This is a genomic window from Acinetobacter sp. YH12251, assembly GCF_013417465.1.
Classification (GTDB): Bacteria; Pseudomonadota; Gammaproteobacteria; order Pseudomonadales; family Moraxellaceae; genus Acinetobacter; species Acinetobacter amyesii.
On the sequence record NZ_VPDZ01000009.1, the window covers coordinates 157,846 to 180,443 of the forward strand.

Consider the following 22,598-nt stretch of genomic DNA (forward strand, 5'->3'; position numbering starts at 1 on the left):
ATTAGTAGAGTCAGGTCGTCCTGACGATTTTTCTTACTGGCTTTGAACAAAGATGTAAGGGAGGTCGTTCCTCCGAATATTTTCTCAGTATAGCAAATATGCTGAATTTTAGTGCAGTCTTTACATTTTTTGACCAAATTCAGGGCGTTATTCAGTTGAGTAAAACTCTAGTGCAGATGATTTGCGCCAAAACATAGCATGTCTGTTCAAAGGACAGATTCATAAATAAAAAAGGCATCACCAAAACCTGTTGATGATGCCCTCTTTATTTGGTCTATTTTTCTATTAGAACTTCAGACGAAGGCCTGCGCCATACCACCAGTGTTTTTCACTTCCAGTTTCAGCTTGCCATGCCGTATGCTGATTTCCTTTTTCGTAGCTGTAAGCAACATCGATAAAGGGCATTAACTTTTTATTGATTTCATAGCGTGTTTCTAGCCCTAGCCATACAGAACTGAGTCCTGTTTTTTGTGCATAAGCAGAGTCATCACTCAGCACCACATCTAGGTTTAGATACGGTTTTAAAATCAATTTTTGCGTCAGCAGCAAATCACGTTCGGTTTCTAAAGAAAAACTGACCTGTTTATCTGCACCAAGATATAAATAAGCATCGGTTTCAAAGAAATACGGTGCCAGACCATGCAGACCCACCGCAGCATCTAACTGTTCCTTGTCCGTCACTTGATGTTCATCGACCCGATAACGCGCACCAATTTGCGCATCCCAAAAGTCGGAGATCATACGGCTATACATCAATTGAGCCGCATAATCAGCATCTTGAGATTCTGCTTTATCCGCATGTAGTTTGATGAAGAGCTTATTTTCATCGGTCCCGATTCGACTCTCAATTTCGGTCTTTAAACGTCCTCGGCCATCGGCATTATTGAGCCATCGATTGTCCATCTCGGTCGCTTGATAAATCTGTCCACCATGTTCACGCTTATGATCAACAGGATGCTGCGCAAAATCAGCACGTGACGCAATAGATGATGCATTTGCATGTTCTACATGTTCTGCATGTTCTGCATGTTCTGCATGTTCTGCATGTTCTGCATGTTCTGCATGTTCTGCATGTTCTGCATGTTCTGCATGTTCTGCATGTTCTGCATGTTCTGCATGTTCTGCATGTTCTGCAGTATGCTCCATCTGGCTCGATTTAATCCCTGTTTGCATCTCTTGATGCGACGAATCAAGTGAGGAATGCGACTCATGTTGAGCTGACATCGGCATGCTGTGATGTGCATCTTGCGCCATGGTCATTTGAGTGACCGATGCCAAAGCTAAACTTAGAACCGTATATGTGCATGGTTTAATGATGCGCATGAGACACCTCCTTTTGCGGTACAGATGCCGTTTTCGTATTCTCTGCGACATTTGCGACCACAAGTTTATTCATCATCCCTGCAGACATGTGATACAGCAAGTGACAATGAATCGCCCATTCCCCTAATTCATTGGCCGTTAACAGAGCAGTCACTGTTTTCCCTGGCGGCACAATCACAGTATGTTTATTTGGCATTTCAGAAGACACTTGCCCATTTTCCAATTGCATGAACATGCCATGTAAATGCATCGGATGCGCCATCATGCTGTCATTGACAAATTTCAGTCGAATTCGCTCACCATATTTCACCTTTAGTGGTTCAGCTTCACTGAATTTTTTGCCATTCATGGTCCACATATAGCGTTCCATCGTTCCACCCAAATGAATGACCAAGTCTTGCGTCGGTTCACGTGTATCAGGCTGCGGGGTTAACGCTTTTAAATCACTATATTGCAGTGCCTTATTACCAACAGGTGTTGAAGCATTGGCCCAACCCATAACCGTTGCTGAATTTTCAACTGCCTGCTTCTCCTCTTTAGACTGTGCATGCTCCATCGCTGTATGCATATCATGTTTCATGGATGAGTTTATTGAGGAGTGGTTCATAGATGAATGATCCATCACACTATGATCCATATTGGCATGCGCTGAATCAGACATATTCTGTTTATGCATATCTGGATGCTGCATAGTAGTATGCGCAGTCACTGGAGAATGCTCCATGTCATGTCCCATAGCTGCATGATCATGTGCTTGATTCGTCTGAATCTTTGACGGATCGACAGTATGCGTGTTGTGCTCATGAGCATTCACTTGCTGGATTGCTGAAGTTTGGGTTGAACCTGTAGCCATATGTCCCATGTTGCTATGGTCCATACCTGACATTGAACCATGCCCCATATCTTCCATGGTCAGCAAAGCGCGTGGCCGTGCTTTTGGTATACGAATACCTGAGTGCTGAGGCTGCGTTTCATCATGTAAAGTGCCAATCGCAAATCCAGTCCGATCAATCGACTCAGCTTCAATCTGATAATGCGCAGATTTAGGCTCTACGATCACATCATAGGTTTCTGCAGCACCAATGCGAAATTCATCCACAGCGACCGGCTTGACCGCTTGACCGTCTGCACTGACCACCGTCATTTTGAGCTGAGGAATACGCACATCAAAAAACGACATAGCCGCAGCATTTACAAAACGAAGTCTGACTCTTTCATTGGGCTTAAACATCCCTGTCCAGTTCTGCTGTGGTGTTTTGCCATTCACTAAAAACGTATAACCCGTGACATCAGACAAATCCGTTTTCAGCATACGCATCTGATTCCACATCGAACGGTCTTGCCAAGTGTTTTTTAAACCTGTTCGTTGAATTTGCGTCCATACATCTGAAAACGTTTCACGCTGATTTTGATAGTATTCGGCAGACTTTTTCAGATTTGCCATAATCTGAGCGCTAGATGATTCATGAAAATCCGACAACATGACCACATAATCACGTTGAGTCTGTTCATGTGCGGCAAGTGCTTGTTTGCCTTTCGGATAAATTACCAAAGCGCCATATAATCCGTCTTGTTCTTGGCCTTTGGAATGCGCGTGATACCAATAGGTTCCGCTTTGACGGACTTTAAATTTGTAAGTAAAGCTACCATCAGGCTGAATTTCATTAAAACCATTAAAACCGGGTACACCGTCCATTAAACCGGGCAGCAATAGACCATGCCAATGCACCGAGGTATTTTGTTTTTTGAGCAGATTATGCACATGGATGACCGCATCATCGCCTTCTTCAAACTCCAGTATAGGCGCTGGAAACTGACCATTGACACTGATTTTCTTGACCGCTTTACCAGTCAAATTGATGGTCTTTTCATCAATATTCAGATGATATTCTTTAATGGCTGCAAACGCCCACGTTGGAGACAGCAGACACACCCCGAGCACGAGGCATGATTTAGATAAATTAGACATGACTTAACCTTTATAAAATAACGAAAAAACGTATTTAATACTCAGGTTAAGCTTGCGGAGGTCTTAGAATTTCTTGCCAAAAGCCTTTTAAATGCTGTCCAGCAAAAATGAAACGAGGGGGTTCTGCATAGTGATGCACATGGAAGGTCTGCAATGCGACCAAGGCGCTATCGACATAAGAGGTACTGATTTGGCAATGTGCGAGTGTACAGTCCTGACAGTCTGTACTTTGTGTTGTTGAATGATGCACCTGACCATCTTGCAGTGCAGATGGCGAATCTAAAGATTGATGACAGTCCATCATTGAAATGACTTCAGGTGTCGTCTGCTTGCCATGATGTGCTGCATGCTCTGGAACAGCTTGCCGCTGATTTTGATGGCAATTTGCTATATTTGAATGTGAAGGATCAGTATGTGCTGCATGAACTGATGCCTGATGGGCATTCGCAGTCATCATTTGTTGATGTTGAAAATTTTGCTGTGCACTGACCACACTGCTCCACCCCATGACAAACGCCATGAGCCAAGCAAAGCCAAGATGCTTACGCAAAAAATTAAACAATTTAGTATCCTAATTCAACCCAATGATGCACTGTGACAATATATCCCTATTAACACATCTTTAGAAACATCACGCGATCGGCTCAGCCGAAATCCGCATGAAACACCATGAAGATATTATTTACGATTCAAATGCAATCACATGACATTTGTATCAACATGACATGCAGCTCGACCGATTTATCCATCATGAACGATACATTCAGAAATATCTAAAAGCACTATCTAGTGCGATCGATGATGTGTTTTGCCAGTCACAGCGTATCTCAATAGTTGCTAACAGCATAATTAATTGTGCAGTTATTCACAACAGTTTTAAATTTATTGCGCTGTCATAAAAATCAGCGCATATCTTCCAGTTAAAACATAAAAGTTATTTTTTAAACTGATTAATTATTTACCATAGATTAATAAACATACAGCATTTCAAACACTTTACCCCATAAAAAAAGGACTCAATTGAGTCCTTTTTATACTTAATACGTATAATTATTAAACCATTGATGTACAATCGTTTATAATTTATCCAAGTTATCCATATAGTTATCTACACAGATATCCATACGGTTATCCATATAGTTATCCACAAGCAAGGAATAACTTATACCCAAAGGCTTAAGCCTCTTGAGCATGCACTTTTGCCAACTCTGAACGCATGTCATCAATCACAGCTTTATAATCAGGCTTACCAAAAATCGCTGAACCTGCAACAAACATGTCTGCACCGGCTTCAGCAATGTCACGAATATTGGCTGGAGTAACACCACCATCCACTTCTAAGCGAATATCACGACCTGAAGCATCAATAATTTTTCGTGCTTGACGCAGCTTTTCCAAGGTCATTGGAATGAACTTTTGACCACCAAAACCTGGGTTCACACTCATCAACAAGACTTGGTCAACTTTATCTAAAACGTAGTCTAAATAATGCAGAGGTGTCGCAGGGTTAAACACCAAGCCCGCTTGCGCACCGCCAGATTTGATTAACTGTAAAGAGCGGTCAATGTGGTCAGTCGCTTCTGGGTGGAAAGTGATGATATCTGCGCCAGCTTCCAAGAAATCACCAATCATACGGTCTACCGGTGAAACCATTAGATGCACATCAATTGGCGCCTTAATGCCGTATTTTTTCAATGCCTTACAAACGCCCGCACCAAAAGTTAAGTTCGGTACATAATGATTATCCATGACATCGAAATGAACAACATCTGCACCTGCTTCTAGAACGTTTTCAACTTCTTCACCTAAGCGCGCAAAGTCTGCTGACAAAATTGAAGGTGCGATTAAGAATGGCTTGGACATGAAAAACCTAGCTTTGAAAAGGGAGTGATTGACGCATTATAGCAAATTGTCCCCCTATTCGCTGCCCACGCCCTCAGTCGTTTTTTCGATACTGATGATTGATATCTCTATAATAAAAAAACCTAGGATGAACTGATGTTACGCAGTAATATCAGAAGCGAAATTTGATTCAAATAAAAAACGATACGCGGTAACGTCATCCGCAATTGTTTGAGATAGCACGACTTCTCATCAAATTTTTTTTTTGCAATACTTTAAATAAATAGACGCTAGAGAGCGAGTTTTGCGGTGAGGAGCATTGCTCCGCAAGATGGTTTCCTTGCGAAGCTTCGCTTCTCATTTTGCCTAATGAGAAACATCGTTTCGTAAGAGTACCTCCAGCCGAAGGCTAATCCCTTTATTTAAGTCCTAGATGTAAGACTCCGTCGAATTGACTTAAATATCATTTTAAAAAATGCAAAATTATTTTTTGCTTACGTAACATCAGTGATTAATATGGATAAAGATCTCAGGGATAGAAACACAGCGTTGCATATTTAGACTTAACGAGCATCTATGTACTTTGCTAAGTTAAAGGACTGACGGCTTAATAATAAAATTGCATTTATGAAAAGTTCAACACAAATCACCACCGCCCAAGCAGCACGTGTTGCTAAACGCTTAGTCAATCATTGGAAACATAAATTTGAAGTCAATGAACAGCTCGTTGGAGAAAATACTGCATTCAAGATTCAACTGCCCTCTGCAGAGGTCAGTCTTTTACCACAAGTTGCATTTTTAGATGTGGTGATTTCAGCCCAAGATCCAAGCACAAATCTAGATCAATTGGAACATGTGGTATTAGATCATTTGATCCGCATGGGGCGAGAAGAACTCAGTGCAACATGGCAACGTGAACCGTAGTCTACGTCGCTATATTGTCAAAGCCTTTCACTCAATGTTGATGGGATTGATAATTTCTAACTGCATCAATACGAGCTTTCGTCGCTGGATGTGACTCAAAGAAGTCTGTCCAAGATCTCTGATCTTTGGCAGTTTCATCCTTTGCACCTTTCTCTTTTGCTATTTCACCATCAGCTTCATCTTCCATACGTTGTAAGAAGTTTGCAAAATGTGCCGTTGGAATTTGATGTTTTGAAAGTTGTTTTAAGGCATATAAATCTGCTTCTGATTCAAAGTCTCGTGAGTAACTTGCACCCACCGCAGCCACTGGCAAACTGGTGAGAATGTCAGAGCCATCCCCTGTAATCATCAACAAAATAATACTGATGCCTAAACCTGACAAACTTTGCTGCAAACTATGGCGTTGAACTAAATGCCCCTGCTCATGTGCAAGTACACCAATTAACTCATAATCATTTTTCGCTAGTTTAACCAACTCATCTGTCACGATAATGGTGTTATTGGGTATCGCCAATGCATTTGCACCGATGCTGCCACCACCGCGGAATAACAACTTCGCAGGACGATTTTCAGCCACCAATTGTTGATATTCTTGCTTCAACTTGTCTTGACGTGCTTGTGGCAATTTTGTGGGTTCAGTCATATCGATAATATATTTTTCCGCCTGATCCCCCCAACTCTTTAAAGCTGTCTCAGGAAGTTGATTAGCCACCACATGCGACGCCGCAGGTATGCCCCATTTAATCAATACAAAAGCAAACGCCACCACGAAAATCACACTAAAAATGATTAAGGAGGGTGAACGCTCTAACTTCCAAATCGAATGCCAACGCGACTTTACGTCGAGATTGAACCACTCTGGCAAAGGTTGATGAAACTCTAAACGAGCATCGTCCTTTAACTCGATCACCGGCTGAATATCCCCTAAAGCACCAATCAGCGTCATATCTTGATAGGTGTAATGCTGCGTTTGTTCTAGGTCTTGACCATAACGCACAATCACAGCATGTTCCCCATCTGCACTGATTTGAGCAACAAAGGGTTTTGACACTTTCCCATCATAATAGGTTGCATTCACTACTGATGTTTTCATGTAATTCACCTGCGTTATAAGGAAATATCTAGGTCAAAAATATCGGATAATTCTTCAGCAATCGCATTGTGATCTTGCTGCATTTGATTGTGTAATTGGTCAGGATCATCGACCAACATTAAGTGCAAAGATTCAGTCTGATATTTATATAGTCGTACAACTGCCCATGGTGTCAGTAAACCGAGGCTAATCACTTTAGCCAACCAATTACTCAAGACAATCCATGCATAACGCCATTGATTACAGTCCGTATGAAACTGACTGCGGCTCAACGTGGTGTTATTCCAAGTGGTAATAAAAATACGTGCAGCTGTGAGTGGCCAAATAAACATATAGCCAATCAAATACATACCAAAAATAATGAAGACATAAGATGCGTCATTTAAACCATCTGAACTACCAAACAGTATTGCAAAGATTACTGCCAGCAATGCACCAAAGCCCATAAACAGAAATAAAGGCACATACATGGCGCGCATATAATCGCCCCACGTATTATTCAGATTAAATTTCAACTGCCCCAGATACAAATGATTCAGACATTCACGTTTATATAGCCAGACCGCAACTGGTGTAAACAAACCAAGGGTAAAGACAACCACCGCAAGACATTTAAAAAAGCACCAATATGCGCTTTTATTCGTCCCTGAAAAAAAGAATCGGCTATTACTAAACTTACTGTTACGAGCGCGGAAACGAATCGTAGATCGAATGAGCCAAGGAACCGCAAAGAAGATCAGGACAAAGCCCGCTAAGAAAGCTTCCCAAGAATAATTTATAGCAAAAGAGAAACCACCATAGACCACTAGCGCAATGATTCGCCCGACTAAAATTTTTGTAGGCAAACCGGTAAAGTCAAAACGACGCTGAAACACCCAAGTATTACCATAAAAATAACGTAAACGGCGGACCTTTGCCCAAGGCGCATAAAGTCCAAGCGTGACAATCGTTAGTAAGATATTCACGATCCAAATACCGAAATATTCAGACGCATTACCTTTAAACCTAAAATGATAATTTCTTCCCAAAATATCAGCCTGTTCTGTCTCACCAAATAAACTCGGTGGATTTATTACGGGCAGCTCTGGCGGAAGCGGCGTTTCCATTTGTGAATTTTGCATAAGTACCCTAAATTATTTTTTTTTGGTATGTCGAATTTATTCATTTGCATGGTAATGCTCATCACCATGCTTTATTTATACGTATATTAAAGCAAGTTATGCCTCAATATTTTTAACCACTGGCTTTAGAATTAATGAACCGCTGTTTGCAATTGGACAGCGTGAAATTGCAAATGATCGTCCATAAAACTTTGAATAAAATAATACCCATGATCATAACCAACATGTTCACGCAGTTCGAGTGGCTGCCCAACTTGCTCACACGCTTGCTTAAACAACATCGGATTTAACTGGCTATAAAATTGATCATCAATGCCTTGGTCAATCAAAATGGCTTTAAACAAAGCCCCTTTAGTTTGCACTAAAGCTGTAGCATCATGCTGAAGCCACTGCTGTCGGTCTGAACCTAGATATTGACTAAAAGCTTTTTCTCCCCATGGACACTGACTCGGCGCACAAATCGGTGCAAAAGCAGAAACCGATTTAAACAGGTCAGGATGCTTCAACGCTAAAGTTAATGCACCATGACCGCCCATACTATGTCCGAATATGCCAATCGCACCTTTTTGTACCGGAAATTCAGCCTGTACCAGCGAATACAATTCTTCAGTAAGAAAACGTTCCATTTGATAATGCTCGGCCCACGGTTGTTCCGTTGCATTAATATAAAAACCTGCGCCTTGCCCAATATCCCAATGATCACCTTGTGCTACCTGTTCCCCACGTGGAGAAGTATCAGGGCTGATTAAAATCAGGCCGAGCTGCGCAGCTAAACGCTGTGCATGCGCTTTAATAGCAAAGGTTTCTTCAGTACAGGTTAATCCAGCCAAATAAAACAATGCAGGACACGCTTGGCCTTGTAAGGCTGCTTCTGGCAGAAAAATACCAAACTTTGTCGTGGTCTTTAGACTTGAAGAATCCAATTGATAAATGCGCTGCTCACCCGCAAAACAAGTATTTCGTTGTACTAATTCCATGATCTTTATCCTAAAGTTTTTTAATCTTTTAAGGCGTAACCGTCGTAGCCGGTGCAGTAGTTGTCGGCGGGAACAATCGTTGTTCTAATTGAGGCAACATTAATGCCATGTTTTTCCCCATCGACCACTGCGGTTCAGAAGGTTCGAAACCTTGCGCGGCTTCCCATTTCGCTACAGTCGCTTTGGTTTCATTAAATGCCGCTTGAATACTGGTCTGCTCACGCATCGCCTGATCAAAGAACGCACGACCAAAATAGGTGTATTCAGCTTCATTCGAACAGCCAAAAGACTGACGATCTGCTGCCGATGCAGTAATGATTAAAGTATTATCATTTTGTAGTGCTGGAATAAAACTGCCTGAATAACATGAAGAAATCACAATCACACGCCAACGAATTCCGGACGCATCCAAGGCTTCTTTTAACCATTTAGGATCGACTTGCGCCAAATCCAAAGGTGCATTTTCCATTTCAAAGACATTTGGTAAACCATGTGAGGTCATATATAAAAATAAGACATCACTTTCTCGGTTCATCTGCTGACCAATACGACGCAGCGCCAACTCCATACTGGTTTTAGATGCCAGCGGAATTTCAGTGCGCGTTGCAGGGTTATTGATCAGCTCAACCGAACGCCCATAGGTGCCAAAACGTGTATCAAACTGTTCTTTAATCCGTTCAATTTCCAGTTTAAAGACATCTTGATAACTCGCACCTGCCACCCCTAAGAAATACCAATGGGATTGGGCAAATTCACCATATTCCACTGCATCCAAGGATTTATTAAGTAAACGGCTTTGTGCATAGAAGGCATCTTCAGCAAAGCTTGGTGGAACTTCTTCCACTTTCCAAATCGGCTGATCTTTGACTGAGACTTGCCACACGACCAAAGTAAATAGCGTCGCACCCATAATTAGTGCTCGCTCCCACCATGGCCATTTCAGCTCACGTGAAAACACCCAAACGACAGCCAAACTTTGCCAAACAAATAGAATAATGAATAACGTTGGAATGTAGTCATACAGAAAGTATGGGAGAAAATCGAGATCTCCCAAATATTGAATCAAACATTGAAACAACATGATGTGCGTATCAAGCACCAACCAAAGCAATGCAGGGACCAACATTAACCGTGGATTATTTACACGTTGTGATAGGAAAATCCCCACAATTAAAGCAATAAATGGCCACAATGCATAACTTATAAGACCTTGAGCGTTAAATTCACCAATACGCCCCGTGCTCAGCCAACTAAATAAACTGTTAGCACAACCACCTAAAATCCCCCAAAACACCAATTGTAAAATCGATGGACGAACGATTTGTAAAGAACGACGAGACCCAAAAAATAACCACATCCCCGCAGTTTGGTTGCTTTTAAAATCATGCCAAAAATTGATGGAGGGTTTGAAATCAATCATAGAGTTCTAATGGTGGCCTTGGCTCGCTTAATTGCACAAATAATTTTATGCCTGATGTCGTTTTTAGCAATGCTATTTTTTAACTATATAACAAATCTTTGAACAATATTGAAGCAAATATCATTTTAAGTCACAAGATCATGTTGGAAATATGCATCAAAGCGACAAGCATCACCTTGCCACTGATGTTGCGGCTCTTGATTCGCTAAAAAAACCGCCAATCGTGGACGTTTAACCACGACACGTTTAGCAATTTTTTGTGCTAAATCCAGTAAATTATCACCTAAATCCATCTCACCATCTTCAGGTAACAGCAAATGCAATAATTGCATTTGTTTTTTGACCTGAGCTTGCTTTTTGACGGCTTGCTGGTTTTGATCTCGCTGTGGAAACATCGGATCGAGATAAACCACATCAAAGATTTGATTGGTCGTCGACAAATGTTTCAAAAAGTCTGCCGAATCTGAAAAGACCAATTCAATTCGTGCCACAACCGAACTTAAAAATGCATCTTTCTGCGCGCGTTGATGTGAGTCTTCCAATAGGGTAAATAAAATTGGATGACGTTCCACAAGGGTCACATGCGCACCCAGATGTGCCATCAATAAACTATCGTGCCCTAGCCCTGCGGTTGCATCCACAAGCTGTGGCTTTTCAGCCAAATTACACGCACGTGCAATCATCTCAGACTTTAAGGATGCTCGCTTTAAACGCCCCACTTCTGCTTTCCAATCGGGTTGCATCTTCATGCCATTGGCCGCTAACCACAAACCATCTGCGTCGACACACAAACTGAGTTCAGAGTTTAAACGTAAAAAACGCGCGTTTAATTTTTCAATCAATTCAATATTTACAGATACACCACGTGAAGAAAGCACAGCAGAATACTGCTGTGCTTTCTCATGAAACTCTTGTTCTGTGTATAAGCGGATTTCGCTTACCATAATTTCCAGCCTGTAAATGCGAACAATAAAATCAATAAACCTGAAACAATTCGATACCACGCAAAAATCATGAAATCACGTTTTGCCACATAAGCGACAAGCGCACGAATTAAAATCAATGCAGAGACAAATGAAACGATTAAACCAACGGCGATCACAGTCCAATCTTGAGTGCCTTGAAATACATCATAGCTTTGATATAAATCCAGTAAACCTGCACCGACAATAACAGGAATACCCAAAAAGAATGAAAACTCAGTGGCTGCTTTACGAGAAACACCCAAGAACATAGCACCAATAATGGTTGCACCTGAACGTGAAGTCCCTGGAATTAAAGATAAAACTTGAATTAAACCAATCCAAATCGCATCTTTAATGGTTAAATCTTCTACTTCTTTGGCACGCACCTGCGGTGGATTTTTTTCGATCCAAATAATGATCAAACCACCAATAATCAACCCCATAGCAATCGCAATGTTATTGAACAGCAGTTCTTTCACCGTCTGACCAAACGTCAAACCAATCAACACGATTGGAATCGAAGCGAGAATTAAGCCAAAACCTAAACGGCGACCTTTTTCTTCACCAGTCACCATACCGGTTGCTGCGCCCCACAGGCGGCCCCAGTATTCATAAATCACCGCCGCAATCGCACCCATTTGAATCGCGATCACGAAAACATCACTTTTTTCTTTGGTCCAGAAGTTCATTAATTCTGAGGCTAGAATCAAATGCCCTGTACTTGAAATCGGTAAAAATTCGGTAATACCTTCAACAATACCCATGATTGCCGCTTTGAGCAGCAGTAGAAGATCCATATATAACCCTAATTATGGCTTGCCTTGTTCTGAAATTTTCTTCCAGGCGTTATCTCGTAAATAAACGGGCAATGCAAGTTCAGCACTCACCCATGCTTTTCTTTGCGCCGCTTCGCGGGCAATAGTAGCAATATCTTGTGCTGTTGCACTTAAGTCTTTGTATTGTGTTTGTTCTGATTGAATGAGCTCGCTACCAGAACCCACGACGGTAAATTTGATCTGTGGTGTGGCATCTGCGTAACTTAATAGTTGTTCTTCATCTACAGCTTGCATAATGCCATTGACATCGAGTCGATAGCTGGCGATATACACTTCTTGCATGCGTGCATCAAGGACTGCTGTTACTTCAGTCAAACCCTGTACACGATGCGCCGCTTGAGCCACAGCTTGCAAAGTCGAGACTGGAACAACAGGTACGTCATTGGCCCATGCCAAGGCTTGTGTTACCGCTGCATTAATACGAACACCACTAAATGAGCCAGGCCCACGACTAAATGCAATCGCAGTTAAACCCGCTAACTCAATAGCAGTTTGATTAAGCCCTTGCTCAATCATTGGGAGAATGGTTTGTGTCTGCGCTTTTGCCCGTAAATCGAGTTGAAAATAAAGCTCTTGAGTTTCATCTACAATCGAGACGGAACACTGCTCATTGGCAGTTTCCAATGCCAGTAATTTCATGCGCAACCTTAATTAAATTTAATCTTAAAAAACGTTGAATATGATACTCCACTCCATCGCAGTTCGCGAGATTTTCCACCACAGACTCAGCGCTTTCTGTATTTAATCTATAAAAAAGCCTCGACAAACGTCGAGGCTTTTTTGCTTACCATGTATAGCGTTCTAAAGTTCAGCGACTTCGAGTTGAGTAAAATGTTTAAAATGAGCGGCATATTGCATGGCACTCATTTTTAGACGTGCTTCGGCTTGTTCATCTAAAGTCTTGACGACTTTACCCGGTGAACCCATCACAACAGAATTATCCGGAATCACCTTCCCTTCCGGAATTAAAGCATTCGCACCAATGATGCAATTTTTACCAATCACGGCATGATTTAGGACCACGGCATTGATTCCAATCAGACTATTATCACCTACGGTACATCCGTGTAGCATGGCTTGATGCCCAATCGTGACATAATCGCCAATGATCATTTCAATGCCCGCATCGGTATGCAGCACCGCATTTTCTTGTACGTTGGTAAAATCACCCAGTTTGATACGACTGTTGTCCCCTCGAATGACGGCTCCGAACCAGACACTCACTTCTCGGCCTAATTCAACTTGCCCAATGACCGTTGCATTTTCTGCAACCCAACCATCCCATGGTTGATGCGTAGCTTTCGGGCTATATCCTTGAAATTTGTACAACATGATCAAACATCCTATTTTGACTTTCTAAAAATGATTTATGGCTCACGGCCCAAATGAAATGAAGGAGAATTTAATAAAAAAGGCCATTCTTTTTGATAGTTCAGACCATATTGAAATAAGGAAATCAGCATCCGTGCAGTCAAGCCCCATACGATTTCGTTTTCGACTCTTAAACTGGGAAAATAAAGCGATTGCTGGGCAAAACGAACTTCATACGGCGTTGGCGGCGTTTCTAAAAGCTGCCTTAATGATGCAAAAAAAATACGATCAATTTCAGTTGGTTGAGGTATCAAATTTACGTCAGGCGGGATCAATCCCACGATCGGTTTAACCAACATCCCATTCCGTGCTTTTTGCATTGGTAAATCACCCAAAAGTTGCACATCAAATGGATTTAGAGCGGTTTCTTCTTGAGCTTCTCTTAACGCCACCACGATATTACTGGTGTCTTGGGCATCACGTTTGCCACCGGGAAAGGACACCTCACCGGCATGATTATTCATATAGAGTGAGCGGCGGGTCAATAAAATGCGTGGATTATCTTCTTGGGTAATCGCAATCAATACAGCAGCATGCGCAGGTTGAATACGCTTAGAAAAACGTAAACTTTGCTGCAATCGCTGAGTCAATAAACCCTCATCCATCCACATTACATCCTTATAATTATCTTATTTTCATCATAGCTGAATTTCAGCCAAGCTGGTTAGAAATGATGCCAAAGTTTTATTTTTAAGTTATTCTGACGGTTCACACAATCCATGACGATGAATATGAACTTTTGCTCAAACTGCGGACAAAAAACAAAAGAAGCGATCCCGCTTGGAGATCATCAGATACGCCGTATTTGTACCGCATGTGGGTTTATTCATTATGTGAATCCTAAAGTCATTTGTGGTGCTTTAGCCGTTTGGGACAGTCAAGTTTTACTTTGCCGTCGAGCGATTGAGCCACGCTATGGGCTGTGGACATTACCCGCTGGCTATATGGAACTCTATGAGACAATGGAGCAAGGCGCAGCACGTGAGACTCGCGAAGAAGCCGAAGCAGAAGTCAACATTGAGCAACTGTATTGCATGTATAACATTCCCCGTATTGGGCAAATTTATGCCTTGTTCAAATCTGAATTAATCAATGGAGAATTTGGTGCGGGTGATGAAACCATTGAATCACGATTATTTAGCGAAGAAGAAATTCCATGGGATGATTTAGCCTTTCCAAGTGTGGAAAGAACGCTGCGGCATTATTTTGCTGACCGCAAAACTGGTCAGTTTGAAATGCATCTCGAAACCCTTGGTACGCGACTCGATCACACAGGTTAATTTGCTGCTCTCAATATTAAAAAAGCCCATCACTGATGGGCTTTTTTATTTTACTCATATTTGACGATTATTTAGCCTTGATGGTGTAACACGGGGCCAATTCTAAAGAAATATCACCACCGCTTAACTTCGCTGTTTGAGCCGCAGCAGTATCATTTGGATTTTTTAAGCTATAAATATAACTAAAGCTGGCCAAACTGTTCCCCCACTTCACCACTTTATTATCCGAATCTGTCAAAGCAACGCCAGAGGGACGCGTGCCTGCATTGGCATTGATCATATTGTGTAACTGCACTAAAGCACCGCCCACAACCATTGTGGTATCCGCTGAAGTTTTCACACTTGAGTTCATTCCAATCAGCGCGCCATCAAGGGTATGGAAATATGGGTCAGCTAAAATCATACGAATCGAAATGGTATTTGGATTGATATTTCCTTCAGGCGTAAATGTCCGTGTTGTCGTTCCAATACGGTATTGCTGTACACCTTTTTCATCTTTCATTAGCAGTGGATCGAGCACATCTTTTCCGCTACAGCCTTCCGTCGCGTGTGTAGACAAATCGACAATTTGGCTATCTTGACGAGTAAATACATCGTCTGGCACGCCAGATTTTATATTTGTGCGAATATCACCATTACGGTCAATCACCACACCCAATTTCACTGTTTTAATCGAAGTATCGGTAAATTTAAAGGTTAAATCTGCATACAAGGGGAAGATATAATTTTGTCCAGCAGCAACATTTTCAACAGACTTAAAGACTTTTTTGTCTAAATACGATAATGGATAAAGCTTGTATAAATCCATCGTGCCTTTAAATTGCACTTGGTTAATGTTTTGCTCCCAAAGACCTAATTTTTTCTTATCATCGGCCGTCAGAACATAATCATCTTTTTTAGCCATTAACGTTTTATATAAACTTCCACCTGTACCGACCACCATTTTGTCGGCAAGTAGCGTCCCTTGTTTAATAATCAGCGGGCCAGAGTTTGCTTCTTCTGCATCAAAACGGAAACCCAGTATGCCAGGTTTATCAATTTGCTTGGTAAGCGGATCAATCCAATTATCCTGTGGCGTTGCAGTTAAACGTGTTGGTCGTACCTGCGTCAAGAGCAAGACATTCACACCACCAATGGTACTCAACTGTTGATCAACTTTACCCTTCCACTGTAAACCGCTACCAAAGGTCATGCCTTGACGGTCCGTCATTAACATGAAATGACCAAATAAATTGACTTTTGAGCTATCGGTCGGCAAACATTCATTTTTGTCACAGCCGACAAGTCCATTTGAACCACTGGCATTGGTAATCACGCCATCAGTTGAAAACAACGCAAACTCAGGCTGATATACCGCAGCCGTTGAGATATTCATGAGTTTTGCAACTAAGGTAAATGCATTTTCATTGCTGACTTCGGACAGGTCTAGCCAAGGTGTAAACAGGTCATTAAATTCCGTATCTGAACTGATACTAAAATCTGCTGTCGCGACATTTCGAGTGATTTGATCAATCAATACTTTATCCGCATTGTTGATATAAACCGCTTGGATATCTGTAGCTGTAACTGCGCTGTTATTTTTCAACGCCAAGGCTTGAATAATTTTAGCCAAACGCATGGCCACTTTAACCGTTGCGTCGGTATTTGAAATCGTTGCAGCAGGTTTACCCGCGATGCCAGCTGCCAAATCCAATAAGGTCAAGCGTGGAGGTGTCGTACCACTGGCTACATTGGAAATTTGCTTCAAATCTACTTTACCCAAATCAATTCGACGTGATTTTTCACCTTGGACAAAGAAAGTCACCGTATCACCAATCTTACAAGCACCTGTCGAAACACCTTCTTTTAGATCAAATAAAGTAATGTAGGTATTTTTAACGTCGCTCGAACAATTAAAATTCAGACCTTCAATTGGATAATCTAAAACGAACTCAACACAGCCTTCGGTATTACTTTTACAAGTACCATTGGTTGTACTGGTATCATAAATTTCAGGATTCACATTTGCACTTTCACCGCCACAGCCACTGAGCGCTGCAACCAATGCCGTTAAAGCAAACGGTAATAAAATTTTATTTTTCATCCTAATTCTCTTTTTTATGTCCTTAACGGATTGCTGTTAATTTAAGTTGGCCTTGATTGGTTAATACGCGACCATCGACGTCAATTGCTGTTGCTAAAGGCGTTAAAAATAAATACTGGCTACCTTTAGGCACTTGAATCACGCCTTCAATTTTTTCATGGTAAAGATGATCCGCTTCACCTTGGTTATTTTTGAATCCACCTGCGCCTTCCATGACACATCCATTTTTGTCTAAAAATACCGCAAATGGCCAATAAAATGTAGGATTTTGTACTTTGGATGCAAATGAATGTATACGAATATTTTGTAATGGTGATTTTAGTTTTACGACTTCATAGTCAAATTCGTCAGACAATGGTGCTCGAGGCCATAAGTTAATGTCTTGAGCTAAGTCGAGCTCTTTGGCTTTCTTCATTTTTTTATTCGAAAAACATTGCTGACCTAAACCTTGAATGGTGTCAGCTTGTGACACCCGATAATATGATGTGGCTAAAGTGATTGGGCCTGTATCTTCGGGTTGATTACGTTTAAATAAATTATCAATGACGGAGCGACTGACACCTTTTTCACGTTCAATGGTTTGCATCCGCGTTTGCCCCATCTTGCTATCAATAATGCCTTCGGGCATGGTGTAAAAGCGCTTTTTGCCTTCTAAGTTAAACTCTTTATCTTCAAGATATTCATTATTGACATACTTTTCACCAGCCATGGTCGAAAAGCCTTGCTCTTGTTTTGCCTTAGCCGATTGTTTTGAAGGATTATTTTCTAAGTTTTCACCTGAAGATCGTACGGATTGATCAGTATTGACTACTTTCTCAGCAAGGATCTTTTTCTCGAAGACAGGTTTATCTTTTTCAGCTAGAACTGTGGACTGATACGCTTCACGAGGTTGGGCTAGCTCTGATTGCTGTAAATTTTCTGTCCATGCGGTTGAAGGCAAGACTTTTGCTGTCGTATCTGCCGCTTGTGCTGACTTTTCAGATTTGCGAACTTTATCCCCTGAGACGTCTTTAATTTTATCTACTGTGACAGCTTTAATTTCATCCCGTTTTTCCGGCTCGCGTATACTTAAATGTTGAGAATTCACCGGTCCAACAGCCTGTGCTGTTGGACTCGTTTGACGTGTCATCGGTGTCTTGGTTTGAGACGGACTAATGCTTACGGATGGTTGAATAATTTGTTGTACAGGTTGAGAGTCTATCGTTTTAGCAGTTGGACTTTCTTTAGGTTTCTTTGCTGGTTTTTCTTGCACTTGTACCACCATTGGGCGCCCATCTGGCCCAATAATGGTATGAAACGCCCCAGCGTTGGTATATGACACTTGCACCACAGACAGTGCAAGTAACGTTTTTATGAATAAAATCCTTTTCATTCTGTCTGCTTATCCTACCAACGAGTTCTGTAATTTAATCCTAGGATGGTGATTTTCGTATCGGTTTTTACATTCAGTCCAGCATATGGGTTTAAAAGTAAGTTATTCACACCGGTTAAGTTTGCAAGACTACTAGTATTCGCTGGAATGTTATCTTTACTGCGTAAAAAGCCGATTGATAAATCTAAATCCGTATCTGCATCAAAACGATATCCAATCCCCATACCAAAGAGCTGCGCACCATTAATTGGGACCATGGTATTTCGCTTACCATCAGGAATAGACGTACTTCGTGGTTCATAGCCTGCACGTAATTTCAAACGATCTGTTGCAGAATATTCAATACCAATACCCCAGTTCCAAGGCGATGTAAATTTCAAAGGTAAAGCCAAAGAATTATCGGTCACATTTTCAGATAATAATTTTGCAATTTTCAGCGCTGAAATTTGACGGTCGAATTCAAAACGGAATTTATCCCAAGCACGATAATCGGTCCAGCCCACATCAAAATTGATTTGTAAATCAGGCATAACCTTATATTTGATCCCGGCCTGTACGTGCTGTGGATACTCAAAATCCATCGAAACCAAACCCGACTCTGAGTTAGGCACGGCATTTGGGAAACCTAAAATGGCAGCTAAAATTTGACCTGTTGGTGATGACATTAATCCCTTAATCATCTCCTGAGGCGCTTTTGCATTATGAATGCGATAACGGCCTTTCATGCGCATTTTCGCAGCGCTTTGGTACACCATACCAAAACTAAAATCTTCGCGTGGCTCCCACAAAACCCCTAAGTTATAACTTGGGCTCAGTGACTGCTCTAAAGCCAATTCCATCTGACCAAATTTGCCAAATGGGTTCATCCCTTCTTCGGTATTACACATCCCCAATAGCAAGATGTCGGTAATAATGTCCGAATTTTCCTTGAATGGCGTACAGACGACTTCATCAATCATCCTTAACATACCGATCAACTCATTGGGAAATCGTAGATCTGATTTCAATCCAATGGCTTGATAGGACATCCCTACACCACCACCAATCGATAGCTCATCACTAACTTGATAACCCACAGTTGGCGATAGATAAGTAATACGCTCTAGAGCAACTTGTTGCCCCATGAAATTACCTGGGTTGCCATTTTCAGCACCAAAACCTGCAATCAAAGGCGCATAAACGGCTGATGCAAATGTTGCTTTAGAACCTGGTGGATTATAGGCAATCCCCATCGTTGGTGCGGCAATGGGTTGGCCAGCACCAAAATCCACCATTTTTTTTAAGACAGGTACATATAGGGATGCATATTCAACATCACCAGAAACCTTATCTTTAAAGTCCGTACAGATATCTGCCGTTACTTCAGGGCCATCATTACAGACCATTGGGTCATCAGAATAACCAAAGACGTTATAACCCGCAGGGACGGTAAATTCACGTTGAATATCAAAGTTTGCAATGATCCCCTGCATATCGGTTTGCAAACCTTCAATTTTCGTTAATGCTGCAGGGTTAAAATGCACGGCACTAATCCCCGGAGGATCAGCAGTTACTGCATTCCCTAATGCAAGTGACCGTACATCAACTGAAAGGTTGGTACCCAATTGTGCAAAAGCAGCACTAGAACAGCCCGTTAAAACGATCGCACTAAAAAGTGGGCTGAGTCGAATTTTACGCATACGACAGCCCTCTTAACGAAGTTTTTTTCCAAAACCTAGAATATCTAACGGGAAAGAAAGTCCTAAAGACACATCTGGTGCATCTTCAGTCAAACCTAGCCCCACCGTACCGTTCACAATCGTATCTGGAGATACACGTACACCTAAAGAAATCGCGAGAGTTGAGCTGGTTTGGTCTGCAGGTGAATAGGATTCGCCACTGCTATAGGTAAATTCCGCGCCGGTGTTGAAACTTTGTTGATATGACATGGTGAGGGAAACATCATAGTTAAACGAGTATGCAAAACCGAATGCAAACCCACCACTAATACCCGGCTCAAATTCTTCTATCGTTCTTAAACCACGCTTTTGATTTAACCCTGTTTCTTTAAAACCATAGTTGGCTGAGACAGATGCAAACAACACAACGGGATCAATATACTTACGTGTACTTGCCCCCACACCAGCTGAGTAGTATCCCTTGCCAGTAGCTAAATCTTTAGTTGCATTGACTTCGTATGGACTATCACCTGTTTTCGTAGACAAATTACCAAATAAAATCAGTGGCAAACGACCTTGCTTCAATGGGAAGGGTTCCCAACGTGCGCCTAAAGAAATATCCCCTAAACCAGCAGTTGAAGTATCTTTTAATAAATCAGTTTTCGCCACTAACGGCACAGATGCAGAGAATGTCAAATTGTCCATTACACCGTATTGCACGGTAAATGTATTGGTCATTGAGTGTGTTGCATTCTCTTGTACACGGAGTTGATAAAGTTGGCCTTGTGCCATTTCCATATCAAGTTGAGTATCACGGTAATAGGTATAATCGATATCGTAAAAAGATGATATTTCACCTTTTTTAATCAATGAATACTGACGTTCATTCGAGCTAAATACTTCCTGTAAGTTAGCTTCTTGACTCGCATCACCCTCTTGCTGTTGAAGTGCTGTCGATGCCTTTTCAGTGGCAGTAGCACTTTCGACTTGTGGTGCCTCAGATTGTACTGGCTCTTCAACAGATTCATACTGTCCAATTTCAGGCTCGGCAGCAGCTTCTTGTGCATTATCAGCTTGGTTTACAGTAGCAGGAGATACAGACTCTTCTACGACTGTCTCTTGTTCAACTGGATCATATTCTCCAAGGCTTGGCTCTTCAGCTGCATAGGCAACCCCCATCACCACCTGAATACTCATGGCTAGTAGTGTTTTGTTCATCCATTTACGATTCATGTTCCTTCCCACCGTTGTTATTTTTTTAATCCTGACACTTTGTTATACGCTTTCATCTAATTATTTACTCTTGTAGTAAAGCCTTAGAAAGTTGTAATTCGATTTACCATAAGACTCCGACTCTTCATTCATGTTTTTATCAAGTCGTATCGTAGATGCCTTGTCTGCAATTTTTTCCATGTAAAACTGCGGATATTGAATATCAACCAATGCATAACGGTTGACGGTTGCATCTTCAACATGTCGCAAGTCTGAATCTTGCAAAGCTAATAAATTTTTACGTTGCTCAGGCGCAACTTTGATTAAGAATAATGTGTTGTTTTCCCATATTTCTTGGAATCTAACTTCATCGAAACTGATATTGCCCAGTGCTGGATCTGCAACATAAACACGCCCATCTTTATAGGCTTTAAAAACCACAAAATGTTTAAAACCAGCATATGAAATGGGAACAATCGCAGGCTGACCTTGCTTAACTAGATCTGAAAACTCACCTTTGTAGCCCCCACTGTCTAGCCCCACAGCAGCGACAAAACGTTTCATGTCTAATAAGGAGAAACTTCGACGTTCGATGATTTTTTCAGTTTCACCAAATTTCAGCAAACCATTCATGGTCTGTTGTTCAGTTAGCTGTGTCCCGACATAACCATTTAATAAAGTGGTTAAGGCTGCTGAACCACAACTGTAGTCATAAGCTTGCCGAACGATGCCTCGAAATTGATCTTCTATGGCAGGTTTAATTTTTACAGATTCACGGTGCATCCGAGTAAAGGAATCATTTCGTGAATCCAATGTTTCGGTATAGTGAACTGTTCCGACTGGCTTTTCTTTTAAATCAAAGGACTCTTTGGCAAAGTAATACATCAATGCCGAGCCTACTGCTATCTCTAACATATCTTCTAACTTTTAGTTATCGGCAATGATGTGCCTTTTTTCATTATTTTTTAGAGCTATTGCTCTACATCCATGTATTATGCAAGATACCTTTTTTTTTATAAAAAAACACTCTGTACACGACAAAAATAGATAACTCATTGAAATAATGTCACAATAATTGTTTTCTAACGACGAATACTATGACACATCTCAATGAGTTATATCTTATCTTAAACAAATCTCTAAAATGGAACA

20 protein-coding genes are annotated in these 22,598 nt (G+C 41.4%); 2 read left to right on the top strand and 18 right to left on the bottom strand.

The features are described 5' to 3' along the window. Nucleotides 1–285: 285 nt before the first annotated feature. The 4 genes from FTV27_RS09935 to rpe all read right to left on the bottom strand — a co-directional run bounded on the left by FTV27_RS09935 (nt 286) and on the right by rpe (nt 5,155). Nucleotides 286–1,323 (bottom strand): copper resistance protein B, encoded by a 1,038-nt coding sequence (locus FTV27_RS09935; RefSeq protein WP_257230009.1) that lies wholly within the window; start codon nt 1,321–1,323, stop codon nt 286–288. Then, nucleotides 1,310–3,292: a multicopper oxidase domain-containing protein gene (locus FTV27_RS09940; protein WP_180078276.1), complete on the bottom strand. Its 1,983-nt coding sequence runs from the start codon at nt 3,290–3,292 to the stop codon at nt 1,310–1,312. The genes FTV27_RS09935 and FTV27_RS09940 overlap by 14 nt, the downstream gene beginning before the upstream one ends. A 46-nt stretch (nt 3,293–3,338) precedes the next feature. Continuing rightward, nucleotides 3,339–3,854 carry a hypothetical protein gene (locus FTV27_RS09945; protein WP_180078278.1) on the bottom strand — a complete coding sequence of 172 codons (516 nt, stop codon included), beginning with the start codon at nt 3,852–3,854 and terminating at the stop codon, nt 3,339–3,341. A 614-nt stretch (nt 3,855–4,468) separates the two neighbouring features. Beyond that, nucleotides 4,469–5,155, bottom strand: a complete 687-nt coding sequence (gene rpe / locus FTV27_RS09950) for a ribulose-phosphate 3-epimerase (RefSeq protein WP_078192356.1) — start codon at nt 5,153–5,155, stop codon at nt 4,469–4,471. A 606-nt stretch (nt 5,156–5,761) separates the two neighbouring features. Here rpe and FTV27_RS09955 point away from each other — a divergent pair. Continuing rightward, nucleotides 5,762–6,058, top strand: a complete 297-nt coding sequence (locus FTV27_RS09955) for a DUF2218 domain-containing protein (RefSeq protein WP_180078280.1) — start codon at nt 5,762–5,764, stop codon at nt 6,056–6,058. 31 nt (nt 6,059–6,089) lie between these two features. Here FTV27_RS09955 and FTV27_RS09960 read toward each other — a convergent pair whose 3' ends face one another. The 9 genes from FTV27_RS09960 to FTV27_RS10000 all read right to left on the bottom strand — a co-directional run bounded on the left by FTV27_RS09960 (nt 6,090) and on the right by FTV27_RS10000 (nt 14,446). Then, nucleotides 6,090–7,151 carry a M48 family metallopeptidase gene (locus tag FTV27_RS09960; protein WP_180078283.1) on the bottom strand — a complete coding sequence of 354 codons (1,062 nt, stop codon included), beginning with the start codon at nt 7,149–7,151 and terminating at the stop codon, nt 6,090–6,092. A gap of 14 nt (nt 7,152–7,165) precedes the next feature. Then, complete coding sequence (locus FTV27_RS09965) at nt 7,166–8,272, bottom strand: YjgN family protein (protein WP_180078285.1); 1,107 nt, start codon at nt 8,270–8,272, stop codon at nt 7,166–7,168. A 131-nt stretch (nt 8,273–8,403) separates the two neighbouring features. Continuing rightward, nucleotides 8,404–9,249, bottom strand: a complete 846-nt coding sequence (gene fghA / locus FTV27_RS09970; protein WP_180078287.1) for an S-formylglutathione hydrolase — start codon at nt 9,247–9,249, stop codon at nt 8,404–8,406. A 28-nt stretch (nt 9,250–9,277) separates the two neighbouring features. Continuing rightward, nucleotides 9,278–10,669 (bottom strand): C13 family peptidase, encoded by a 1,392-nt coding sequence (locus tag FTV27_RS09975; protein WP_180021433.1) that lies wholly within the window; start codon nt 10,667–10,669, stop codon nt 9,278–9,280. Between the two features lie 125 nt (nt 10,670–10,794). Further along, a complete protein-coding gene (locus FTV27_RS09980; protein ID WP_218948634.1) occupies nt 10,795–11,613 on the bottom strand; it encodes a class I SAM-dependent methyltransferase in 819 nt (272 codons plus the stop codon). Next, nucleotides 11,607–12,431, bottom strand: a complete 825-nt coding sequence (locus tag FTV27_RS09985; RefSeq protein WP_078191179.1) for an undecaprenyl-diphosphate phosphatase — start codon at nt 12,429–12,431, stop codon at nt 11,607–11,609. Before FTV27_RS09985 ends, FTV27_RS09980 begins: the two co-directional genes overlap by 7 nt. A gap of 12 nt (nt 12,432–12,443) precedes the next feature. After that, nucleotides 12,444–13,109, bottom strand: a complete 666-nt coding sequence (gene tsaB / locus FTV27_RS09990) for a tRNA (adenosine(37)-N6)-threonylcarbamoyltransferase complex dimerization subunit type 1 TsaB (protein ID WP_180078289.1) — start codon at nt 13,107–13,109, stop codon at nt 12,444–12,446. A gap of 162 nt (nt 13,110–13,271) precedes the next feature. After that, nucleotides 13,272–13,802 (bottom strand): gamma carbonic anhydrase family protein, encoded by a 531-nt coding sequence (locus FTV27_RS09995; protein WP_180026917.1) that lies wholly within the window; start codon nt 13,800–13,802, stop codon nt 13,272–13,274. Between the two features lie 35 nt (nt 13,803–13,837). Beyond that, entirely contained in the window at nt 13,838–14,446 is a 609-nt protein-coding gene (locus FTV27_RS10000; RefSeq protein WP_078191182.1) for a CoA pyrophosphatase, read from the bottom strand. A 126-nt stretch (nt 14,447–14,572) separates the two neighbouring features. Between FTV27_RS10000 and FTV27_RS10005 the strand changes: the two genes are divergently transcribed. Then, on the top strand, nt 14,573–15,121 hold the full coding sequence (locus FTV27_RS10005; protein WP_180078310.1) for an NUDIX hydrolase: 549 nt from the start codon (nt 14,573–14,575) through the stop codon (nt 15,119–15,121). 67 nt (nt 15,122–15,188) lie between these two features. On the opposite strand, the gene FTV27_RS10010 is transcribed toward FTV27_RS10005, so the two are convergent. Genes FTV27_RS10010 through FTV27_RS10030 form a run of 5 tightly spaced genes read right to left on the bottom strand, consistent with a single transcriptional unit; the run spans nt 15,189 to nt 22,361 of the window. Continuing rightward, a complete protein-coding gene (locus FTV27_RS10010; RefSeq protein ID WP_180078291.1) occupies nt 15,189–17,204 on the bottom strand; it encodes a hypothetical protein in 2,016 nt (671 codons plus the stop codon). 22 nt (nt 17,205–17,226) lie between these two features. Further along, entirely contained in the window at nt 17,227–18,576 is a 1,350-nt protein-coding gene (filE, locus tag FTV27_RS10015) for a putative pilus assembly protein FilE (protein ID WP_180078293.1), read from the bottom strand. Nucleotides 18,577–18,590: 14 nt separating this feature from the next. Further along, nucleotides 18,591–20,255 carry an OmpP1/FadL family transporter gene (locus tag FTV27_RS10020; RefSeq protein ID WP_111884775.1) on the bottom strand — a complete coding sequence of 555 codons (1,665 nt, stop codon included), beginning with the start codon at nt 20,253–20,255 and terminating at the stop codon, nt 18,591–18,593. Between the two features lie 12 nt (nt 20,256–20,267). After that, on the bottom strand, nt 20,268–21,467 hold the full coding sequence (locus FTV27_RS10025) for a hypothetical protein (protein ID WP_180078295.1): 1,200 nt from the start codon (nt 21,465–21,467) through the stop codon (nt 20,268–20,270). A 60-nt stretch (nt 21,468–21,527) separates the two neighbouring features. Continuing rightward, nucleotides 21,528–22,361 carry a C39 family peptidase gene (locus tag FTV27_RS10030; protein WP_180078296.1) on the bottom strand — a complete coding sequence of 278 codons (834 nt, stop codon included), beginning with the start codon at nt 22,359–22,361 and terminating at the stop codon, nt 21,528–21,530. Between the last annotated feature and the right edge of the window lie 237 nt (nt 22,362–22,598).